This window comes from Brevundimonas sp. KH_060 (genome assembly GCF_057838275.1).
The window spans coordinates 2,339,790-2,356,966 of the sequence record NZ_CM174463.1 but is presented as its reverse complement, the minus strand read 5'-3'; the positions used below and the strand labels follow the sequence as shown (position 1 = coordinate 2,356,966).

At 66.3% G+C, this 17,177-nt stretch carries 19 protein-coding genes and 1 tRNA gene; 8 read left to right on the top strand and 12 right to left on the bottom strand.

Annotated features, from left to right (window positions below):
* Positions 1 to 71 precede the first annotated feature (71 nt).
* The 3 genes from AC3IPP_RS11730 to AC3IPP_RS11720 form a co-directional block, all read right to left on the bottom strand.
* Positions 72 to 932: an AAA family ATPase gene (locus AC3IPP_RS11730; protein ID WP_489149109.1), complete on the bottom strand. Its 861-nt coding sequence runs from the start codon at positions 930 to 932 to the stop codon at positions 72 to 74.
* 72 nt (positions 933 to 1,004) lie between these two features.
* Positions 1,005 to 1,211 (bottom strand): hypothetical protein, encoded by a 207-nt coding sequence (locus tag AC3IPP_RS11725; RefSeq protein ID WP_256968282.1) that lies wholly within the window; start codon positions 1,209 to 1,211, stop codon positions 1,005 to 1,007.
* An 8-nt stretch (positions 1,212 to 1,219) separates the two neighbouring features.
* The gene (locus AC3IPP_RS11720) at positions 1,220 to 1,642 is read right to left on the bottom strand and encodes a hypothetical protein (RefSeq protein ID WP_087141382.1); all 423 of its coding nucleotides are present in this window, start codon (positions 1,640 to 1,642) and stop codon (positions 1,220 to 1,222) included.
* Positions 1,643 to 1,809: 167 nt separating this feature from the next.
* On the opposite strand from AC3IPP_RS11720, the gene flbT reads away from it, so the two are divergent.
* Together flbT and flaF are read left to right on the top strand one after the other, a co-directional pair.
* Positions 1,810 to 2,235, top strand: a complete 426-nt coding sequence (flbT, locus tag AC3IPP_RS11715) for a flagellar biosynthesis repressor FlbT (protein ID WP_087141383.1) — start codon at positions 1,810 to 1,812, stop codon at positions 2,233 to 2,235.
* Entirely contained in the window at positions 2,195 to 2,557 is a 363-nt protein-coding gene (gene flaF, locus AC3IPP_RS11710; protein WP_087141384.1) for a flagellar biosynthesis regulator FlaF, read from the top strand. The genes flbT and flaF overlap by 41 nt, the downstream gene beginning before the upstream one ends.
* A gap of 2 nt (positions 2,558 to 2,559) precedes the next feature.
* Here flaF and AC3IPP_RS11705 read toward each other — a convergent pair whose 3' ends face one another.
* The 7 genes from AC3IPP_RS11705 to AC3IPP_RS11675 all read right to left on the bottom strand — a co-directional run bounded on the left by AC3IPP_RS11705 (position 2,560) and on the right by AC3IPP_RS11675 (position 7,590).
* A complete protein-coding gene (locus AC3IPP_RS11705; protein ID WP_489149108.1) occupies positions 2,560 to 3,198 on the bottom strand; it encodes an exopolysaccharide biosynthesis protein in 639 nt (212 codons plus the stop codon).
* Between the two features lie 105 nt (positions 3,199 to 3,303).
* Entirely contained in the window at positions 3,304 to 3,492 is a 189-nt protein-coding gene (locus tag AC3IPP_RS11700) for a DUF3008 family protein (protein ID WP_087141401.1), read from the bottom strand.
* Positions 3,493 to 3,542: 50 nt separating this feature from the next.
* On the bottom strand, positions 3,543 to 4,706 hold the full coding sequence (locus AC3IPP_RS11695) for an isovaleryl-CoA dehydrogenase (protein ID WP_489149107.1): 1,164 nt from the start codon (positions 4,704 to 4,706) through the stop codon (positions 3,543 to 3,545).
* A 44-nt stretch (positions 4,707 to 4,750) separates the two neighbouring features.
* Positions 4,751 to 5,626, bottom strand: coding sequence for a lysozyme (locus tag AC3IPP_RS11690; protein WP_489149106.1), 876 nt, complete (start codon positions 5,624 to 5,626; stop codon positions 4,751 to 4,753).
* 39 nt (positions 5,627 to 5,665) lie between these two features.
* Positions 5,666 to 7,084: a magnesium transporter gene (mgtE, locus tag AC3IPP_RS11685; RefSeq protein ID WP_489177401.1), complete on the bottom strand. Its 1,419-nt coding sequence runs from the start codon at positions 7,082 to 7,084 to the stop codon at positions 5,666 to 5,668.
* A gap of 62 nt (positions 7,085 to 7,146) precedes the next feature.
* A tRNA-Leu gene (locus tag AC3IPP_RS11680) sits at positions 7,147 to 7,231 on the bottom strand.
* 107 nt (positions 7,232 to 7,338) lie between these two features.
* The gene (locus AC3IPP_RS11675; RefSeq protein WP_003164329.1) at positions 7,339 to 7,590 is read right to left on the bottom strand and encodes a FliM/FliN family flagellar motor switch protein; all 252 of its coding nucleotides are present in this window, start codon (positions 7,588 to 7,590) and stop codon (positions 7,339 to 7,341) included.
* 65 nt (positions 7,591 to 7,655) lie between these two features.
* On the opposite strand from AC3IPP_RS11675, the gene lipB reads away from it, so the two are divergent.
* Positions 7,656 to 8,372, top strand: coding sequence for a lipoyl(octanoyl) transferase LipB (gene lipB / locus AC3IPP_RS11670; RefSeq protein WP_489149105.1), 717 nt, complete (start codon positions 7,656 to 7,658; stop codon positions 8,370 to 8,372).
* Here lipB and AC3IPP_RS11665 read toward each other — a convergent pair.
* Positions 8,348 to 8,752 carry a DUF805 domain-containing protein gene (locus AC3IPP_RS11665; RefSeq protein ID WP_489149104.1) on the bottom strand — a complete coding sequence of 135 codons (405 nt, stop codon included), beginning with the start codon at positions 8,750 to 8,752 and terminating at the stop codon, positions 8,348 to 8,350. The genes lipB and AC3IPP_RS11665 overlap by 25 nt on opposite strands.
* Positions 8,753 to 8,937: 185 nt before the next feature.
* Here AC3IPP_RS11665 and AC3IPP_RS11660 point away from each other — a divergent pair, with 185 nt between their 5' ends.
* The 4 genes from AC3IPP_RS11660 (at position 8,938) to AC3IPP_RS11645 (ending at position 12,433) form a co-directional block, all read left to right on the top strand.
* Complete coding sequence (locus AC3IPP_RS11660) at positions 8,938 to 10,422, top strand: hypothetical protein (RefSeq protein ID WP_489149103.1); 1,485 nt, start codon at positions 8,938 to 8,940, stop codon at positions 10,420 to 10,422.
* A gap of 72 nt (positions 10,423 to 10,494) precedes the next feature.
* Entirely contained in the window at positions 10,495 to 10,986 is a 492-nt protein-coding gene (msrB, locus tag AC3IPP_RS11655) for a peptide-methionine (R)-S-oxide reductase MsrB (protein WP_489149102.1), read from the top strand.
* Between the two features lie 49 nt (positions 10,987 to 11,035).
* Positions 11,036 to 11,644: a hypothetical protein gene (locus tag AC3IPP_RS11650; RefSeq protein WP_489149101.1), complete on the top strand. Its 609-nt coding sequence runs from the start codon at positions 11,036 to 11,038 to the stop codon at positions 11,642 to 11,644.
* A 120-nt stretch (positions 11,645 to 11,764) separates the two neighbouring features.
* Complete coding sequence (locus AC3IPP_RS11645; RefSeq protein ID WP_087141394.1) at positions 11,765 to 12,433, top strand: DedA family protein; 669 nt, start codon at positions 11,765 to 11,767, stop codon at positions 12,431 to 12,433.
* 349 nt (positions 12,434 to 12,782) lie between these two features.
* Here AC3IPP_RS11645 and AC3IPP_RS11640 read toward each other — a convergent pair whose 3' ends face one another.
* Complete coding sequence (locus AC3IPP_RS11640; RefSeq protein ID WP_489149100.1) at positions 12,783 to 16,055, bottom strand: amidohydrolase family protein; 3,273 nt, start codon at positions 16,053 to 16,055, stop codon at positions 12,783 to 12,785.
* Positions 16,056 to 16,279: 224 nt separating this feature from the next.
* On the opposite strand from AC3IPP_RS11640, the gene AC3IPP_RS11635 reads away from it, so the two are divergent.
* The gene (locus AC3IPP_RS11635) at positions 16,280 to 16,828 is read left to right on the top strand and encodes a GNAT family N-acetyltransferase (RefSeq protein WP_256968285.1); all 549 of its coding nucleotides are present in this window, start codon (positions 16,280 to 16,282) and stop codon (positions 16,826 to 16,828) included.
* The last annotated feature ends 349 nt before the right edge of the window (positions 16,829 to 17,177 follow it).

The window sequence follows — 17,177 nt, the reverse complement described above, 5'->3', positions numbered from 1 at the left end:
ATTGTGCGCCATAAGCGCGGCGGGACCAGTGAAATCGCGGTAATCGAAAGACGACGGGAAAGCGGCTGAAATCAGCCGCCGGGACGGGAGCCTTCACGGCGGGCCATGAAGGCCAGTCGTTCGAACAGATGCACGTCCTGCTCATTCTTCAGCAGGGCGCCGTGCAGCGGCGGGATCAGCTTGCCCGGCGTCTTTTCGCGCAGGGTTTCCGGCGCCACGTCATCGACCAGCAGCAGCTTCAGCCAGTCCAGCAGTTCCGAGGTCGAGGGCTTCTTCTTCAGGCCCGGCGTGTCGCGGATCTCGTAGAAGGTCTTCAGCGCCTCAGAGACCAGTCGCGGCTTGATGCCGGGGAAGTGGACCTCGACGATGTCCTGCATCGTCTCGGCGTCGGGGAAGCGGATGTAGTGGAAGAAGCAGCGGCGCAGGAAGGCGTCCGGCAGCTCTTTCTCATTGTTCGACGTGATGACGACCACGGGGCGGACCTCGGCGCGGATCGTCTCGTCCGTTTCCTGGACGTAGAACTCCATGCGGTCGAGTTCTTGCAGCAGGTCGTTGGGGAACTCGATGTCGGCCTTGTCGATCTCGTCGATCAGCAGGACGGGGGGCGCGGGGGCGGTGAAGGCCTCCCACAGCTTGCCCTTTTTCAGATAGTTGCGGACATCATGGACGCGCTCGTCGCCCAGCTGGCTGTCGCGAAGACGGGACACGGCGTCGTATTCATAGAGGCCGTTGTGGGCCTTGGTGGTCGACTTGACGTGCCAGGTGATCAGCGGGGCGTTCAGCGCGCGGGCCAGTTCATAGGCCAGAACCGTCTTGCCGGTGCCCGGCTCGCCCTTGATCAGCAGCGGGCGCTCCAGCGCCACGGCGGCGTTGACGGCGACCTTCAAGTCGTCGGTGGCGATATAGTTGGACGTGCCTTCGAACCGGCTCATGCGAAACCTGCTCCATTCCGGGGGAAAGGAGCAGGTAGCTTAAAGAGATGCGCGTGAACAGGCGGCAACGCGTCAGGTGATGCGCTTGGCCGACACCGGGTCGCTGGCGGGGAAGGTTTCCTCGACGCCTTCGTCGATCAGGGCTTCCTGGCGGTTTTCGGCGCCCTTTTCCTTATCCTTCAGCTGATCGGGCTTGCCGCTCTCGCGCGGCGCGCGCTTGGCCGGAGGGGTGTTCGGATCGGCGTCTTCCTGAGCCTTGGTCGGATGATGTTCGGTCATGAAATCCCTCATTGTTCGGGGCCATAGCCCAGGTCCTCTATGTCGTCGTCAGAGAGGCGCTTGGCTTCCCAGTGGGCGGCGCTGGCCTGGGCGCCGCGCTGGTTGCGCATCAAGCCGGCGTAGACCAGCTCGATCTCGTTCGCGCCCGAGGTCGTGGCGCCGTCGCCGTCCGTCTCGTTCAAGCGCACGCCATTGACGCCCAGCAGGGCGTCGGCCTCGGCCTCTATGCCGTCCAGAGCCAGGTCGGCGTCCAGGTCGGCGTCATCCTCGTCAAAGGGTTCGGCGTCGGAGTCCCCGTCCATCTGGGTGACGTCCAGCACGTCGTCGGCTTCATCGAACGACAGATCGCCGTCGCCTTCATCGTCCAGATGGGTCTCGTCATAGACCTCGGCCTGGTCCTGGCCGTCGGTCTCGAATTCGGGTCCTGCCATCGTCGTCTCCCTTCCGAAAGGTCAACGGCTCGGCTCGGCAGGGCGTTCCCGTCTGCGCGATCGTGACGCTGGGAAGCGCCCGAAGTGAAGGGATGGTTAACCACGTCGCTTTACAGTTCTTCAGCGGCCGGCCGTCACGGTGAGGGCGGCGCCACGGAGACCTTCCCTTGCCTCTGAAACTGTCGCTGAAGCCCGGCGAGAAATTCGTGCTGAACGGGGCCGTCGTGCAGAACGGCGACCGTCGCGGCGTCCTGGTCCTGCAGAACAAGGCCAGTGTCCTGCGCGAGAAGGACATCATGCAGCCCGAGGACGTGACCACGCCTGCGCGCCGCATCTACTTCCCTGTCATGATGATGTATCTGGATGAGTCGGAAGCGCCGAAATTCTATGATGAATTCGCCTTGCGTCTGACGGAGTTCATGGGGGCGGTGCGCAACCCGGACATCCTGACGGAATGCGTCGCCTGCTCCAAGCACGTGCTGGCGCGTCAGTATTACAAGGCCCTGATGGGCGCTCGCAAAATCGTTGATTACGAAGACCAAAGGCTCGGCAATGTCGCTTCAGGCGTACAAGACGGCGGCGACGCGGGCTGAATCACCGCGTGAAATGGAATACCGGCTGTTCGGCCAGGTGACGCGCGCCCTGATGCACGCGTCGACCCTGGACAAGTCGGATGTCGCCGGGCGGATGGACGCCCTGGACTGGAACCGTCGGCTGTGGTCGACGCTGGCGACCGCCTGCTCGGACCCCGACAACGCCATGCCCCAGGCGATGCGGGCGCAGTTCATTTCGCTGAGCCTGTTCGTCAATCGCAACACGTCCGAGGTCATGCGGGGCGAAGACGACTTCTCGACCCTGATCGACATCAACCGCATGATCATGCAGGGCCTCAGTGGCCAGACCGACGCGGGCTGAACCTAGAAGAGGTTCGTCGCCCATTCGGCGATGCCGGCGACGACGGCGACCACCGTCGTCCACACCAGGGTCAGATAGACGCCGCATACGGCCGTGCCGAAGAAGCCGGCCACGATGAAGGCGCCGTCGCGCTGAATGATCCCTAGGCCGAACAGGGCCAGGGTCAGGCCGGGCAGGGCGTCCCCGAACGGCACCGGCAGGGCCATCATCAACGCCAGCAGAATGCAGATCAGGCCGATGACCACATCGGCCGCCTCGCCCGTCAGCACCGGCCAGCGGGGGCGGGTCAGGCGCTCGACCCGGCGCAGGCGCGGCAGGATCTTCGCGGCGGCGGCGCAATAGGAAGCGCGGTTCACCGACAGGTTCAGCAGCCAGCGCGGCAGCCAGACCTTGTCGCGCTGCAGGGCCAGTTCGGCGGCGATCAGGATGATCGGCACGGAAAAGACCGCCTTGCCGCCCGGCGGCCACGGAAACAGCGCCATAAGCGCCAGCATCAGGATGACGGCGCCGAAGCCGCGTTCGCCGAAGCCTTCGACCATCTCGCGCAGGGACAGCTTCTCCGACTCGCCTTTGCCCAGTCGTTCCAACATGTCGGAAAAGGTGCGGCGTTCGTCAGGCGGCGGCGTAGAAACGAGCGACATCAAGCGGGACTCAGGGCGAAGATTGGAGGCACCGTAGGGGCGCGCGGGGGCCGACGCCATACCCTGTTATGCAGTCCTGTCCTCAGGACGCCATCCGCCATTGAATCAGTGCTTTGCGACGTGCTCGGGTTTGCCCTTGCGCCGGGTGTGGGCGAAGGCTTCCAACTGCTCTTCGGTCATCGATTCCATCATGGATTTCGACGCGCCCTTCAGCTTGGACTTGGGCGTATCGCCGCGCTTGGCCGACAGGGCGGCCCCGGCGGCTTTCTGCTGGGCGGCGGATTTGGCGGGCATGACGATCTCCTTCGAATGAAGGGCAACCGCCCGCCCGCCTTGGGGTTCCGTCAGCTTCCCAGAAGCTCGCGGCCGATCAGAAAGCGGCGAATTTCATTGGTGCCGGCGCCGATGTCGTAGAGTTTGGCGTCACGGACCAGGCGCTCGACCGGCCACTCCTTCGTGTAGCCGGCGCCGCCCAGGGCCTGGACGGCCTCCAGCGAGACCTTCACGGCGTTTTCCGAGGCCAGCAGGATGGCGCCCGCCGCGTCATAGCGGGTGGTCTTGCCCTGATCGCAAGCGCGGGCCACCGCATAGACATAGGCGCGGGCGCTGTTAAGGGCGACGTACATGTCGGCCACCTTGGCCTGCATCAGCTGGAAGCTGCCGATGGCCTTGCCGAACTGCTTTCGGTCGCGGACGTAGGGCAGGACCACGTCCAGAGCGGCCTGCATGATGCCCAGCGGACCGGCCGACAGAACGGCGCGTTCATAGTCCAGACCGCTCATCAGCACGGCCGCGCCGCGCCCTTCGCCGCCCATGATGTTTTCTTCGGGGACTTCGCAATCCTCGAACACCAGTTCGGCCGTGTCCGAGCCGCGCATCCCCATCTTGTCCAGCTTCTTGGAGACGCTGAAACCCTTCATGCCCTTTTCGATCAGGAAGGCAGTGACGCCGCCGTTGCCCTCGCCCGTGCGGGCGTAGACGACCAGGGTGTCGGCCGAGGGGGCGTTGGTGATCCAGAACTTGGTGCCGTTCAGGACGTAGCGGTCGCCCTTCTTCTCGGCGCGGGTGCGCATGGACATGACGTCCGAACCCGAGCCGGCCTCTGACATGGCCAGGGAGCCGACGTGCTCGCCCGAGATCAGCTTGGGCAGGTATTTCGTCTTCTGCTCGGCCGTGCCCCAGCGGCGGATCTGGTTGACGCACAGGTTGGAATGGGCGCCGTAGCTCAGGCCGATCGAGGCCGAGGCGCGGCTGACTTCTTCCATCGCCACCACGTGTTCGAGATAGCCGAGGCCGAGGCCGCCGAACTCTTCCTCGACGGTGATGCCGTGCAGACCCAGCTCGCCCATTTCGGGCCACAGGTCGCGGGCGAACTCGTTCTTCTCGTCGATTTCGGCGGCGCGGGGGGCCAGCCGTTCGGCGGCCCAGCGGGCGGTGGTGTCGCGGATGGCGTCAGCGGTCTCGCCGAGGCCGAATTCCATGGATTGGGGCGCGAAGGGAATGCTCATGCCGCAAGGCGTAGCATCGTGCGCGAGCTTCGCAAAGACGCCTCTTAGCGCGACTGTTTCTGCTTCGCGGTGTCCGTCGTTGAAGCCTTGGCGCGCACGGCGCTCCAGGCCGCCATGCCGATGAAGACCAGACCGGCGATGGCCAGACCAGCGCCGATCAGGACGGTCGCGTCGCTGGCCGTGGGGGCGCGCCAGGCGCGCTGGAAGGCGGCGATTCCCGCCAGGAAGGCGAGGACGCCGACGCCGCCGATGAACAGGACGGCGCCCTTGTCGCCCATAGCCGCATCGGGTGCGGCGGCGCGGGCTTCATGGCGTAGGACGGCGGCCGTCGGCGGGGCGGCGTCGGCGGGCGGTTCGGCGGCGCCCGGCCCGCGTACCGGGGCGGTCAGCAGGGCGTCCAGAGGGGCGGGTTGATCGGGCGCCGTGTCGAACAGGGCGCGCTCGGCCGAGCGGCGGCGGTAAAGGGCGTCGACCGGCGGCGAGGCGCGCTCGGGCCAGGCGGACAGGGCGACGGCGGCTTCGGACGGCGCATTCGCATCCAGCTTGGCCTGGACGTCCGACCCCTGGAATCGTTCAAGACCGATGGAGAAGATGAAGCTGGCCAGGGCGTCGAACTGATGCTGATTCAGCGGCAGGCGCACCCGCTCGTTCAACAAGGCGACGATGGGCATCAGGTCGTATTGCAGCAGCAGTTCGGCCTCGGCCTCGCTGACCACGGCGCCGGGGCGAGCCGAGCGCGCGTGGCCGTAGCCGATGACGGGGGTCCCATCGCGGCGCAGCACGGTGCGCGGACGGAAGCCCTCGAAGCTCTTGATCAGCAGAAGGCCTTCTCGAGAGATCTTGCGGCGTTGCGGCGCGGCTGCGGACACGGATTGACCCAATTCGAAACGGGCGTTCTCGCCCTGGCTGGGGCGGAGCAAGCCTTGTTCCGAAACGGACGGGGCCGTTTCAGGTCAGATTTACAGCAGGACGATGGTGGCCAGCCCGAGGAAGATCAGGAAGCCGAAGAAGTCGGTCGTCGCCGTCACGAACACGGCCGAGGACACCGCCGGGTCGAACTTCAGCTTGGACAGGGTCAGCGGGGTCAGCACGCCGACGCTGGCCGCGACCAGCAGGTTCAGGATCATGGCCGCCGCGATGACCGCGCCGATGCGCCAGTCCTGGAACCAGAAGCCCGCCGCCAGGCCGATCAGCGGCGCCAGGACGAATCCGTTGGCCAGGCCGACGGCCATCTCGCGCCAGAAGGTTCTGAGGGCGTTTGACGCATTCAGCTCGCGGGTCGCCAGGGCGCGCACGGTGACGGTCAGAGCCTGGGTGCCCGCATTGCCGCCGATGGCCGAGACGATGGGCATCAGCACGGCCAGGGCCACGATCTGCTGGATGGTGCCTTCGAACAGGGCGATGACGCTGGCGCCCAGCATGGCGGTGAACAGGTTGATGCCCAGCCACGGCACGCGACCGCGCACGATCTCGAACACGCTGGACGAGCGGTCCTCGTCGGCGACGCCGGCCAGGCGCAGGATGTCCTCGCGGTTCTCTTCCTGGATGATGTTGACCACGTCGTCGACGGTCAGCTGGCCGACCAGCCGTCCGCCCGTATCGACCACAGGCGCCGAGATCAGGTGGTATTTCTCGAAGATGTAGGCGACCTCTTCCTGGTCGACGTCCACCTCGATGGCGTTGACCGGCTCCATCAGCTCGATCAGGGGCGTTGCGCGCGGGCTGCGCAGCATCCGGCTGATGGCGACGCCGCCGACGGGCCAATTCATCGGATCGACGACATAGATGTCGAAGAACAGCTCGGGCAGGTCGTCGCCCTGGGCGCGCACGTGGTCGATGGTGTCGCCGACGTTCCAGAACTGCGGCGCGGCCATGAACTCGCGCTGCATCAGGCGCCCGGCCGAATCCTCCGCATAGCCCAGCGAGGATTCGATGGCCGCGCGCTCGACCTCGGGCATGGCGGCCAGCACGCGCTCGCGCTGGTCGTCCTCCAGGTCTTCGACGACCGAGGCGGCGTCGTCCGAATCCAGTTCCTGCAAGGCTTCGGCCAGGGTGGCCGAGGGGACGCGTTCCAGCACCTTTTCACGGATGCCGTCGTCCATCTCGGGCAGGGATTCGGCCAGCAGTTCAGGCGGCAGCCACTGGACTACGACCGAGCGGTGCTCGGCGGTCAGGAAGCCCATCAGATCGGCGACGTCGGCGGGGTGAAGGTCTTCCAGCAGGTTGCGCAGCCGCATCCCGTCGCCGTCGTCCGCGGCGTCCACCACCTTTTCGACGAAGGCCGCCGTCAGGGCGTAGTCTTCACCGAGGGCGGCGTGATCTTCGTCTTCGAGGTGGGGGTCTTCGGGGCGCAGAGGGGCAAAGTCCGTGTGGGTCACGTATCTGCCTCCTCTGTGATGATTTCAGCCTATCTAGCCGAGATTCGCCCTGTCAGATCAGATGGTGCGGTCGAGAAGACTCGAACTTCCACGGGTTGCCCCACAGCGACCTCAACGCTGCGCGTCTACCAATTCCGCCACGACCGCTCGCATCGGAGGGCGGGCAATAGCGGAGAGCCGACGGAAAGAAAAGAGCGTTTTGCGGAAATAGCGGAGAGAGGCGCAATTCCTTCTCCTGACAGGCGAGGGATGACTCAGGCGGCTCCGGCCATGAAGTCATAGACATCGGCTGGGCGGGTCACGGTGATGGCGATGCGGTCGTCGCGAATCTCGATCTCGCCGCGCGCGACGGGGTGGTTGTTGGCCAGGATCCAGACCTCGTCCTTTTCCGAGGCGTCCAGCGGGATCACCGCGCCACGGCCCATCCGCAGCAGTTGCTGCATCGGCAGGACCGAGCGGCCCAGCACGACCGAAATCTCGACATCGACGGCTTCGATCTGGCTCAAGACGGTACTCGCAAATCAACGGGCGGCCCTTGCGCCGCCGCGTTAGGCCCCACATTGAGGGCATCATGCTTGCCGACCCGTTAAACTCTTCCCAACGCCGCCTGTTTCGCGAAGACGGCCGTCCCGTCGAATGGGCGCTGTCGTCCGGCTATGTCGACTACGCCGCCGCCGAGGCCGCCATGGAGGCGCGCGTCGCCGCCATCGCCGCCGGAGAGGCCGAGGAGCTGGTCTGGCTGCTGGAACACCCGCCGCTCTACACTGCAGGCGTCTCGGCCAAGGACGACGACCTGCTGGCGCCCGATCGCTTTCCGGTGCACCGGACAGGACGGGGCGGGCAGTTCACCTATCACGGGCCGGGCCAGCGCGTGGCCTATGTGATGCTGGACCTGAACCGACGCGGCAAGGACGTGCGCGGCTTCGTGCATGGGCTGGAGGACTGGATCATCGGCGCCCTGGATCGCTTCGGCGTCGAGGCCGGGATGCGCGAGGGCCGCGTCGGCGTCTGGGTCGAGCGCAAGGGCGCGGGCTGGAGCCGCGAGGACAAGATCGCCGCTATCGGCGTCAAGGTCCGCAAATGGGTCAGCTTCCACGGCATCAGCCTGAACGTGGAGCCGGACCTCGACCATTTCGGCGGCATCGTGCCGTGCGGCATCACCGAACACGGCGTGACCAGCCTGGTCGATCTGGGCGTGCTGGCGACGATGGACGAGGCGGACGATGCGTTGAAGTCGTCCTTCCAGCAGGTGTTCGGGCCGGTTCAGCCGGGTGTCGCGCCGCTCTGAAGTCGGTCACCGGGCGCGGCGCCGTAGCGGTTGAACGCCGTCTGACCCGGCAGGATCGCCAGATCGAAGGCGACCAGGACGAGCGCGGCCGTTGCGACCCAATCCAGAATCGTCAGCGGTTGCGGCCACGCCAGGGCGAAGGCCAGCAGAATCGGTCCGCTCCACCACCCTGAACGACCCCGGTCATGCAGGCGTTGGGACAGGATGCAGAAGCCGCAGTAGAGCAGGGCGGCGGCGATTAGGGCGTGAAGCCAGCCCGGCGCTCGCAGAAGGATGTCCGCGGCGACCCAGGCGCCGACCAGGCAGGTTGCGCCCGCCACGAAGCGAATTCGACCGATACGTCCCGTGGAGTTCAGGAAAAGATCAACCAGGGCGGTCATTCGCAAGCACGCGGCGTTTCGGCGCCTTTTGCGCCTGCGGAACTCACGGCCTAGTCGGGAAACAGGCGCGCGTAAACGCCGAGACCCGTAAAGCGGTGCAATTTCGTCACAGGGGTGGCGACGGCGCCGTTAATGGGTCTAAAACACGACCAACCCGCACACTGAACGGACTGGGAGAAACCCCTATGCAACGCCTGCTTTCCGCTTCGGCGGCCGTACTGGCCCTGAGCTTCGCCGCCTCGGCCGCCTCGGCGCAGAACTTCAGCGATCTGGCGCGGCAAGACCTTCAGGCGATGCACACGGCCCTGCGCGACAATCATCCGGCCGCCGTGGTGCCGGGCGACGCCAGCGCTCCGTTCCGCGCCTGGCTGGACGCCGGCTTGCAGCAGGCCCAGGCCAAGGCTGGTCAGGTCAACAGCGGCGACAGCCACGCCTATCTGCTGCGCTGGTACGCCAACGGCTTCCGCGATTCCAACATCGCGGCCCGTCCGACCTATGAGGGCCTGGGCCCGTTCTTCGCCACCAGCTGGCCGGGCGTGGCCACGGCCTGGCGCAACGGTCAGTATGTCGTCTCCTATGTTCAGCCGGGCGTGCGCGGCGCGCCGCCGCTGGGCGCCGTGCTCAAGAGCTGCAACGCGGAGCCGATCGAAGATCTGGCCAAGGCCAAGCTGGATCAGTTCGAGGGCGATCTGACGACCGAGGCCGGCCGCGTCCGCAGCGCCCCCTATCTGCTGTGGAACCGCAACAACCCGATGACGACGGGCGTGCCGGGCACCTGCGAATTCCAGGTCGGCCGCCGCACCCGCGACTTCACCTTGTCGCCGCAACCGGCCACGGCCCAGAACCTGGAAGCCGCCTATCGCGCCTCGGTTTACACCCCGTCGGGTGCGCCCTTGTCGGTCGAGACGGTGAACGGCCGCCCGTGGGTCAACGTCCACTCCCTGGCCGATGACGCCGCCTGGGACGCCTTCTTCGCCCAGATCGAGGCGCAGTCCGCCGCTATTCGCGGACCGCAAGGCTTCGTGCTGGACCTGCGCGGCGCCAACGGTTCGTCGCTCAACGCCACCACGCGCGGCTACGGCCTGGCTAACCGCATCTGGTCGCCGGAGTTCACCGTCAGCCGCCAGCCGGAAGCGGGCCAGATCACCTATCGCGCCACCGCCGCCAACCGTCAGTGGTTCGCCGACACCCTGAACCGCATGGTGTCCGACCCGCGCTTCGTCCAGGAATCGGGCGCGGTGATCGAGCAGACTCAGGCCATCGTCGCCGCCTTCGACAGCGCCATCGCCGCCGGTCAGCCGACCTTCGTCATGCCGGGCCGCCCGGCGACCCCGGACACCGGCGCCGCCAATCCGGTGCAGGGCCAGGTAATCGTTCTGGTCGACGCCGGCTGCTCGGGCGGCTGCCTGGACACGCTGGATCTGCTGAGCCGTCTGCCGAACGTGCGCATCGCCGGCTCGATTACGGCCGAGGACACCATCTTCATCGAGCCGACGACCCTGCGCCTGCCGTCCAACTATGCTGACCTGAGCTATGGCCATAAGGCCTGGACGACGCGTCAGCGCGGCAACAACGCGCCCTACGCCCCGGCCGGCGCCCTGGCCTATGCCGGCGACGCGACGGACGAAGCGGCCGTGCGGACCTGGGTGAACGGCCTGTTCGGCGCCTGATCCGAACGATCATCTCGGGCTATTGAGGGCCGGACGGTGGAACGACCGTCCGGCCCTTCCTATTTTGAGATCATGACCCAGATCGAATCCGTCGCCCCGATGCGCTCCGCCTCCGGCTATGACCTGACGCCGCCGACCGACAGCCAGCGCGTGGCGCTGGAGGCCGACCTCTCGCCGGAAGAAAAGCGCGTGCTTCTGGCCCACGGCACCGAGGCCCCTTTCTGCGGAACCCTGCTGGGTGAAAAACGGGCAGGGGTCTTCTGCTGCCGCGAGTGCGGCCTGCCTCTGTTCCGGTCGGGGACCAAGTTCGAGAGCGGCACCGGCTGGCCCAGCTTCAACGAACCCGTCGATCCGGCCCACGTCCGCGCCGTGCGCGACGACAGCTATGGCATGGTGCGGGTCGAGACACGCTGCGCCCGTTGCGGCAGCCATCAGGGGCACGTCTTCCCTGACGGCCCGCCGCCGACCGGCCTGCGCTACTGCATCAACTCGGTCGCGCTCAGTTTCGTGGCTGAAGGCGAGCCTCTGCCTGATCCTTTAGAGCGCGACGACGGGACGGCCTGACCTTGGCCGCATTTGAGGTTAGGGTGCTTGTGAACGGGAGTAGATGCGTATGCTGATCGAACTCATGGCCGCCTCCCTCTTGCTGGCGAGCAGCGATCCCGAAGGCGTGGTTTCGACGGCGCCGCGCGCTGGTCCGGGCGCCGTGCCGACGCTGACCGCCGATGCCTTGGCCGCGACGGTCAGCGACGCCTCGCCCGCCGTGACGCTTCAGACGGCGGCGCCGCACGGCATGACGACGGAAGAGCAGATTTCCCGCTGGATCAGCGAGCGCAAGACCGATGCGCCGCCCGTCGAGACCTGGGCCGACGCCTGGGAAGAGGCTGCGCCCCGCAAGATGCACGGCCAGGTCAGCGCCGGGATCGGCACCGGCGGCTACAAGGACTTCGGCGCGGCGGTCTCTCTGCCGCTGGGCGAGAACGGCACGCTGAACCTGAGCTTCAGCCAGACGAAGAACGCGCCCTGGGCTTACGGCTATGGCTACGGACCCTATGGCTTTGGCGCGGGACGCTACGGTCTGGACGGCTACGGCTGGCGAGACGCCTATGGCGCTGTGCCAGGGCCCTGGGGCGTGCGCAGCCCACGCGAGCGCGCCGGCCGAATTCGTCCTTTCGAGCTGGACGACGAGCGTCGCGATACGCCTGACGACGCCACGCGATAGGGCATCGGGCGGCCGAAGTGCGGCCTGAGGGCCACGGCGTGCGCTTTTTCCCCGTGGCGTCGCATCGCCGCATTCCCTTTCTATGTGCTGATCCCATATGCCCTCGGGCAAAGGATCAGTATGGACAGTTTGCTTACCTCGGCCGCCGACTTCATCGCCCGCAACGCCATGTGGGCCGGCGTGATCCTTGGCGTCGTGACCTTCTTCGAGTCTCTGGTCGTCATCGGCGCTTTCGTGCCGGCGACGGGCTTGCTGGTCGCGGCGGGCGGGCTGGTGGCCGCAGGCGTGCTGGACCCCTTCACCGTCATCGGCGGCTGTGTCATCGGCGCGGTCATGGGCGACGCCATCTCCTATTGGATCGGTCGCCGTCTGGGCACGCGCGTGCTGCGTCACCATCTGCTGGTGCCGCACCGCCGCAAGCTGGCCTGGACGCGCCTGTACTGTCGCCGTTACGGCGTGGCCTCCATCTTCATCGGCCGTTTCTTCGGGCCGCTGCGCGCCTTCGTGCCGGTGATGGTCGGCGTGCTGCAGATGCGCCAGCGCGTGTTCCAGATCGCCAACGTCTCTTCGGCCTTCGTCTGGGTGCTGGCCATGCTGGCGCCCGGCTATCTGGCCGCCAAGGGTCTGGCCAAGCTGGAGATGATGAGCGAGGCGCACAACCCGACCCTGTGGTTGCTGGCCTTCGGCGCGGTGGTGTTGGTGCTTGTGCTTGCCATGCGCTGGCTGAAGGGGCGCGCGGCGCGCCGTAACGCCCTGCTGGAAGCTTCTGTGCGAGGGCTGGGGGAGTAGGCTCCTCGCGCTTGTGGCGAGGATGACGGGTGCAAAGCGGCCCGTTATTTAAGGCTGAAATCACGTTGAATGTTGGCGGCCGGTCTCAATCTCCGCTCATCCCCGCGGAGGCGGGGACCCAGTGCTTTGACTTCAAGGCGCTGTGATCAATGAAGAGGCCTGTCGCTCTGCGCTCTCACTGGGTCCCCGCCTCCGCGGGGATGAGCGGGGCGGAGGAAATCGCACCCAAACTCAACGTGAATACAGCGTTTTATGATGATGCGCTGCAGAAGCGGCCCTTATCAATCGCTCGCAGGAAAAAGGGCCCGGCGGATGCCGGGCCCTTTCGCGTTCCTGCCTCGCGGCGGGATCAGTCGTGGGTGTGGCTGTGGGTCTCGGCAGCCGAGGCCGTGCCCGAGGCGCTCCAGGCCTGGCCGTCTTCGCTCTCGAACCAGAACGGCTTGCGTTCGGCGCCGCCGACCTCGTTCATGTGGTTATCGAACAGGCGGCCGTTGATCATGGTGTAGCCGATCTTGGTCGAGTCCCGCAGGTTCTCGAGCGGATTGGCGTTCAGCACGACCAGGTCCGCCAGCTTGCCGACTTCCAGCGAGCCGATGTCCTTGTCCATGCCCAGGGCGCGGGCGCCGTTGATGGTGCCGACGCGCAGGGATTCGTGGGCGCTCATGCCGCCCTGTTCGAACATCCACAGCTCCCAGTGAGCGCCGAGGCCCTCACGCTGGCCGTGGGCGCCGATCTGGACCGAAACGCCCTGGTCCATCAGCCGCTTGGACTCACGCGCGATGGAGATGTGGTTCAGCTCCTCCGGCGGGGTCTTCACCGGACGGCGCGAACGCGAATCCAGGATGCGGCGCGGCACGTATTGCGTCAGGATCGGATCCTTCCAGACGTCGGTCGTCTCATACCAGTGGTTCTCGCCCCAGGCGCCGCCGAAGCCGACGATCAGGGTCGGGGTGTAGGCCGTTCCCGTCTGCGACCACAGTTGCACCGCGTCGTCGTACATCCGCTCCACCGGCACCGAGTGCTCGATGGTGGTGTGGCCGTCGACCAGCATGCTCATGTTGGCGTGGTACAGCGAGCCGCCTTCCGGCACGACCATCATACCCAGTTCGCGGGCGGCCTGCATGATCTGCTGACGCTGGTCGCGGCGGGGCTGGTTGTAGCTCTTCACGCTCCAGGCGCCGATGGCCTGCATCCGGCGCAGGTGCGAGCGCGCGTCGTCCAGGTTGTTCACCACGGCTGTGGTCGGCGTCGCCGCCCCGTACAGGATGGTGCCGGTCGAGAAGATGCGCGGCGCCACGACGCGACCGGCCTTGGCCAGTTCGCTGTGGGCGAAGATCTCGCTGTTGTCGTTCGACGGGTCGTGCAGCGTCGTTACCCCGAAGGCCAGGGCGGCGTAGTTCACCCAGCTCTGCTGCGGGATAATTTCGTCCGAACCCATGCGGCCGTGCCAGTGGGCGTCGACCAGGCCGGGGATGATGGTCTTGCCGGCCATGTCCATGACGCGGGCACCGGCCGGAACCGTGACCGAGCCGCGCGGGCCGATGGCCTCGATGCGGTTGCCGTTGACGACGACGACGCCGTCTTCGATGACCTCTTCGCCCTTCATGGTGATCAGGCGGGCGCCGGTCAGGACGGTGACGCCGCTGGGGCGGGCGTAGTCGGCGCTGAAGCCGATCTTGATGCCATGCTCGGCGGGCTTGGGCAGGTCAGCCGGTGCGCCGTCCATGAAGGCGAAGCTCTCGCTCAGCGGGCGCGAGAACAGCTCGGGTCCCATCGACCACTGCAGGCGGCTTGAATCGCCGGACCAGTGCAGCCACTCGCCGGCGTCGCGGGTGACGCGGGTCTGCGGCAGAGCCTTGGCGTCGGCGCCGACCGTGATTGGACGGCCTGTCGGGACGAAGGGGGCGACATAGGCGTTGAAACGCTCGGTCCAGGCGATCCACCGTTCGTCGGGCGAGATCGAGAACTCGGCCGCCCATTCGCTGCTCAGGTGGGTGCGCTCGTCCTCGCCCGACAGGTTGACGGATTTCAGGACGCGCTTCTCGCCGTCGCGAGCGCTCAGGAAGATGCGGTCGTTGCTGGCGCCGAACTGCGGGTTGGCGCCGGAATCGGTGACCTTGACCGGCTCGCCGCCGCGCACGGAGACGCGGTAGATGCCCGGTTCGCGGCTCCACATGGCCGAGCGCAGGTAGCCGTCGCTGGAGGTGCGATAGACGACCGTCTGACCGTCCGGCGAGAAGCGCGGCTCCAGATAGTGGCCGGGGTTGGTCGTGATGGTGCGCCCTTCGCCACCCGCGACCGGAACCACGCGGATGGAGCCCAGATTTTCATCGTTCCAGGTCGTGTAGACGATGGAGCGGCCGTCGCGCGACCAGGACGGGTACAGCTCGAAATGGTCGCTCTGGCGCGTCAGGCGACGCGGCGTTCCGGCCACGCCGTTGCGCAGATCACGGACCCACAGATTGCCCAGGGCCTCGAACACCACCTTGGAGCCGTCGGGCGAGGTCTGGGCCCAGCGGATCATCTTCACGTCGAACTGGGCGGGAGCCACGTCGACGGGGAAGCGGGCGGTTTCCTGGACCCGGCGAGTGTCGGTGACGCGGAAGGGCACTTCGCTGACGGCCTTGGAGGCCACGTCGATGCGACGGATCTTGCCGCCGGCCCAGATGACGATGGAGCCGTTGTCCGGCGTCCAGGCGAAGCCCGGATAGACGCCGTGGATGGCCCAGGTCTCCTGCATGTCGCGATCCAGGGCGTCGTAGATCGGCGTCTCGCGCCCGGACTCCAGGTCCATGACGTAGAGCGTCGACTGGTAGCGATCACGGCGCACGAAGGCCAACGACTTGCCGTCCGGCGACGGGGTGGGGCGCACCGAACCGCCGGGCCCGGTGACGAAGGGCTTGATCTCGCCCGTCTCGCGATCCAGGCGGCGGATCACATAGAGCTGGGTGTTCGGATCCTTGGAGTATTCAAAGACGCCGCCCGGCGTGGATTCGTCGCTGAAGTACATGTAGCGGCCGTCGGGCGAGAAGGCGGGCTCGCCCGTGTCCTTCTGCTGGGTGCGGCGCTCGGTCAGTTGCACGCCGCTGCCGCCGCCCGAGCGGTGGTACATCCACATCTCGCCCGCGCCCAGCGAGCGCGAGGAGGTGAAGTGCTTGCGCCCGACGATGAACTGGCTGTCCGGCGTCCAGGCGGGGGAGTTCAGCAGGCGGAAGGTCTCGCTCGACACCTGGCGCGGGTTCGAGCCGTCGCGGTCCATGACCCACAGGTTGTCGCCGCCGGCGCGGTCGGAGGTGAAGGCGATGAAGCGGCCGTCCGGCGAATAGCGCGGCTGCATGTCCCAGGCCACGCCCGAAGCGATGGGGCGCGCTTCGCCGCCGCCGATCGGCATTACATAGATGTCGCCCAGCAGGTCGAAGATGATCTCGCGGCCGTCTGGGCTGACGTCCAGCGCCATCCAGGTGCCTTCATCGACGTTGATGTTGACGTCGCGCTGGGCGCCGATCGGGTTCTGCACGTCCCATTTCGGCGTCGCGTCAGCCCCGCCGGATGGGGGCGTCTGGGCGAACGCCGGAAAGGCCACGGTCAGCGCCGCGGCGGTGGTCATCAGAATACGCTTCATGAAAAGCCCCTCAGCCCCTCGAACAACTTGGATGAGACGAAGCTAGCGGCGCGCGGTCCGGATTGACCAGTCGGGATAATGGCGCAAAGGCCGAATAATCTTCGGCAGCTTGTCGCGCGGAAGGTGGCGAGCGCCCTGCGCGATTTCGTCGTCTTGCCGTCAAGCTTCAGCTGACGGAGCTTCTCGCAGGCGCTCTTTCCGGGCGGCGAACAAGGGAGTTCAGAGTGAGCGCGTCGAATGGAACGCCGAATGCGTCGGCCTGGACGATCGTGAGCGCGGGGGCTGACGACGCCGACGCCTTGGCCCTGATCGGCGCGGCTTCCTTTCTGGAGACGTTCGCCGGGATATTGGACGGCGCGGCCATCGTCTCCCATTGCGGCGTCGCCCATGCCTCCGGCTACTACGCGGAGCGACTGAAGGCGGGCGCGGCTGCGTGGCTGGCGCAGGTCGAACATGGCGCGCCCATCGGCTACGCGCTGCTGGACAAACCGCAGCTTCCGGAGGTCGAGGTCCGCGAAGATGATCTGGAGCTGAAGCGGATCTACGCCCTGAGCCGATTCCAGGGCGGGGGACTGGGGCGCGCCTTGATGGCGGCGGCGCAGGACGAGGCGCGTCGCCGGGGCGCGCGGCGGCTGCTGTTAGGCGTCTATGCGCAGAACCAGCGGGCGTTGGCCTTCTATGCCCGCGCGGGATTTGTCGGGCTGGGGCAGCGGCGCTTCAGCGTGGGCGGGCGTGAGTATGGAGACATGATCCTGGCGCGCGACCTGGCGTGACGCTTATCGGCCTCTGAACGGTGCAATGGAGCCGTCGCAGGATTCGATCGTGTGACGTTCTTTTGTGTGTTTCTGAAAACATAATGCTTATCCCCACATTGTTTCGAGGGGAAAGGCGCTTGGCTGCGTATTGCCGTTTCTCAAGTATAGATATGAAATAATCTACGGCTCTGTTTAAAGTGCATGATCATTTGGATCAACGCAAAATAGCCATGTCTGGCCCACCTTTCGAGGTGGGTTAGTGATATATCGAAGTTTTGGTAATTTTTCAGAGTATTTTTTGCTAGTTTTGTGACATTTTAGCATAAATATTGCCGATTTTTGAGCTGTCATATGTATATACATGACT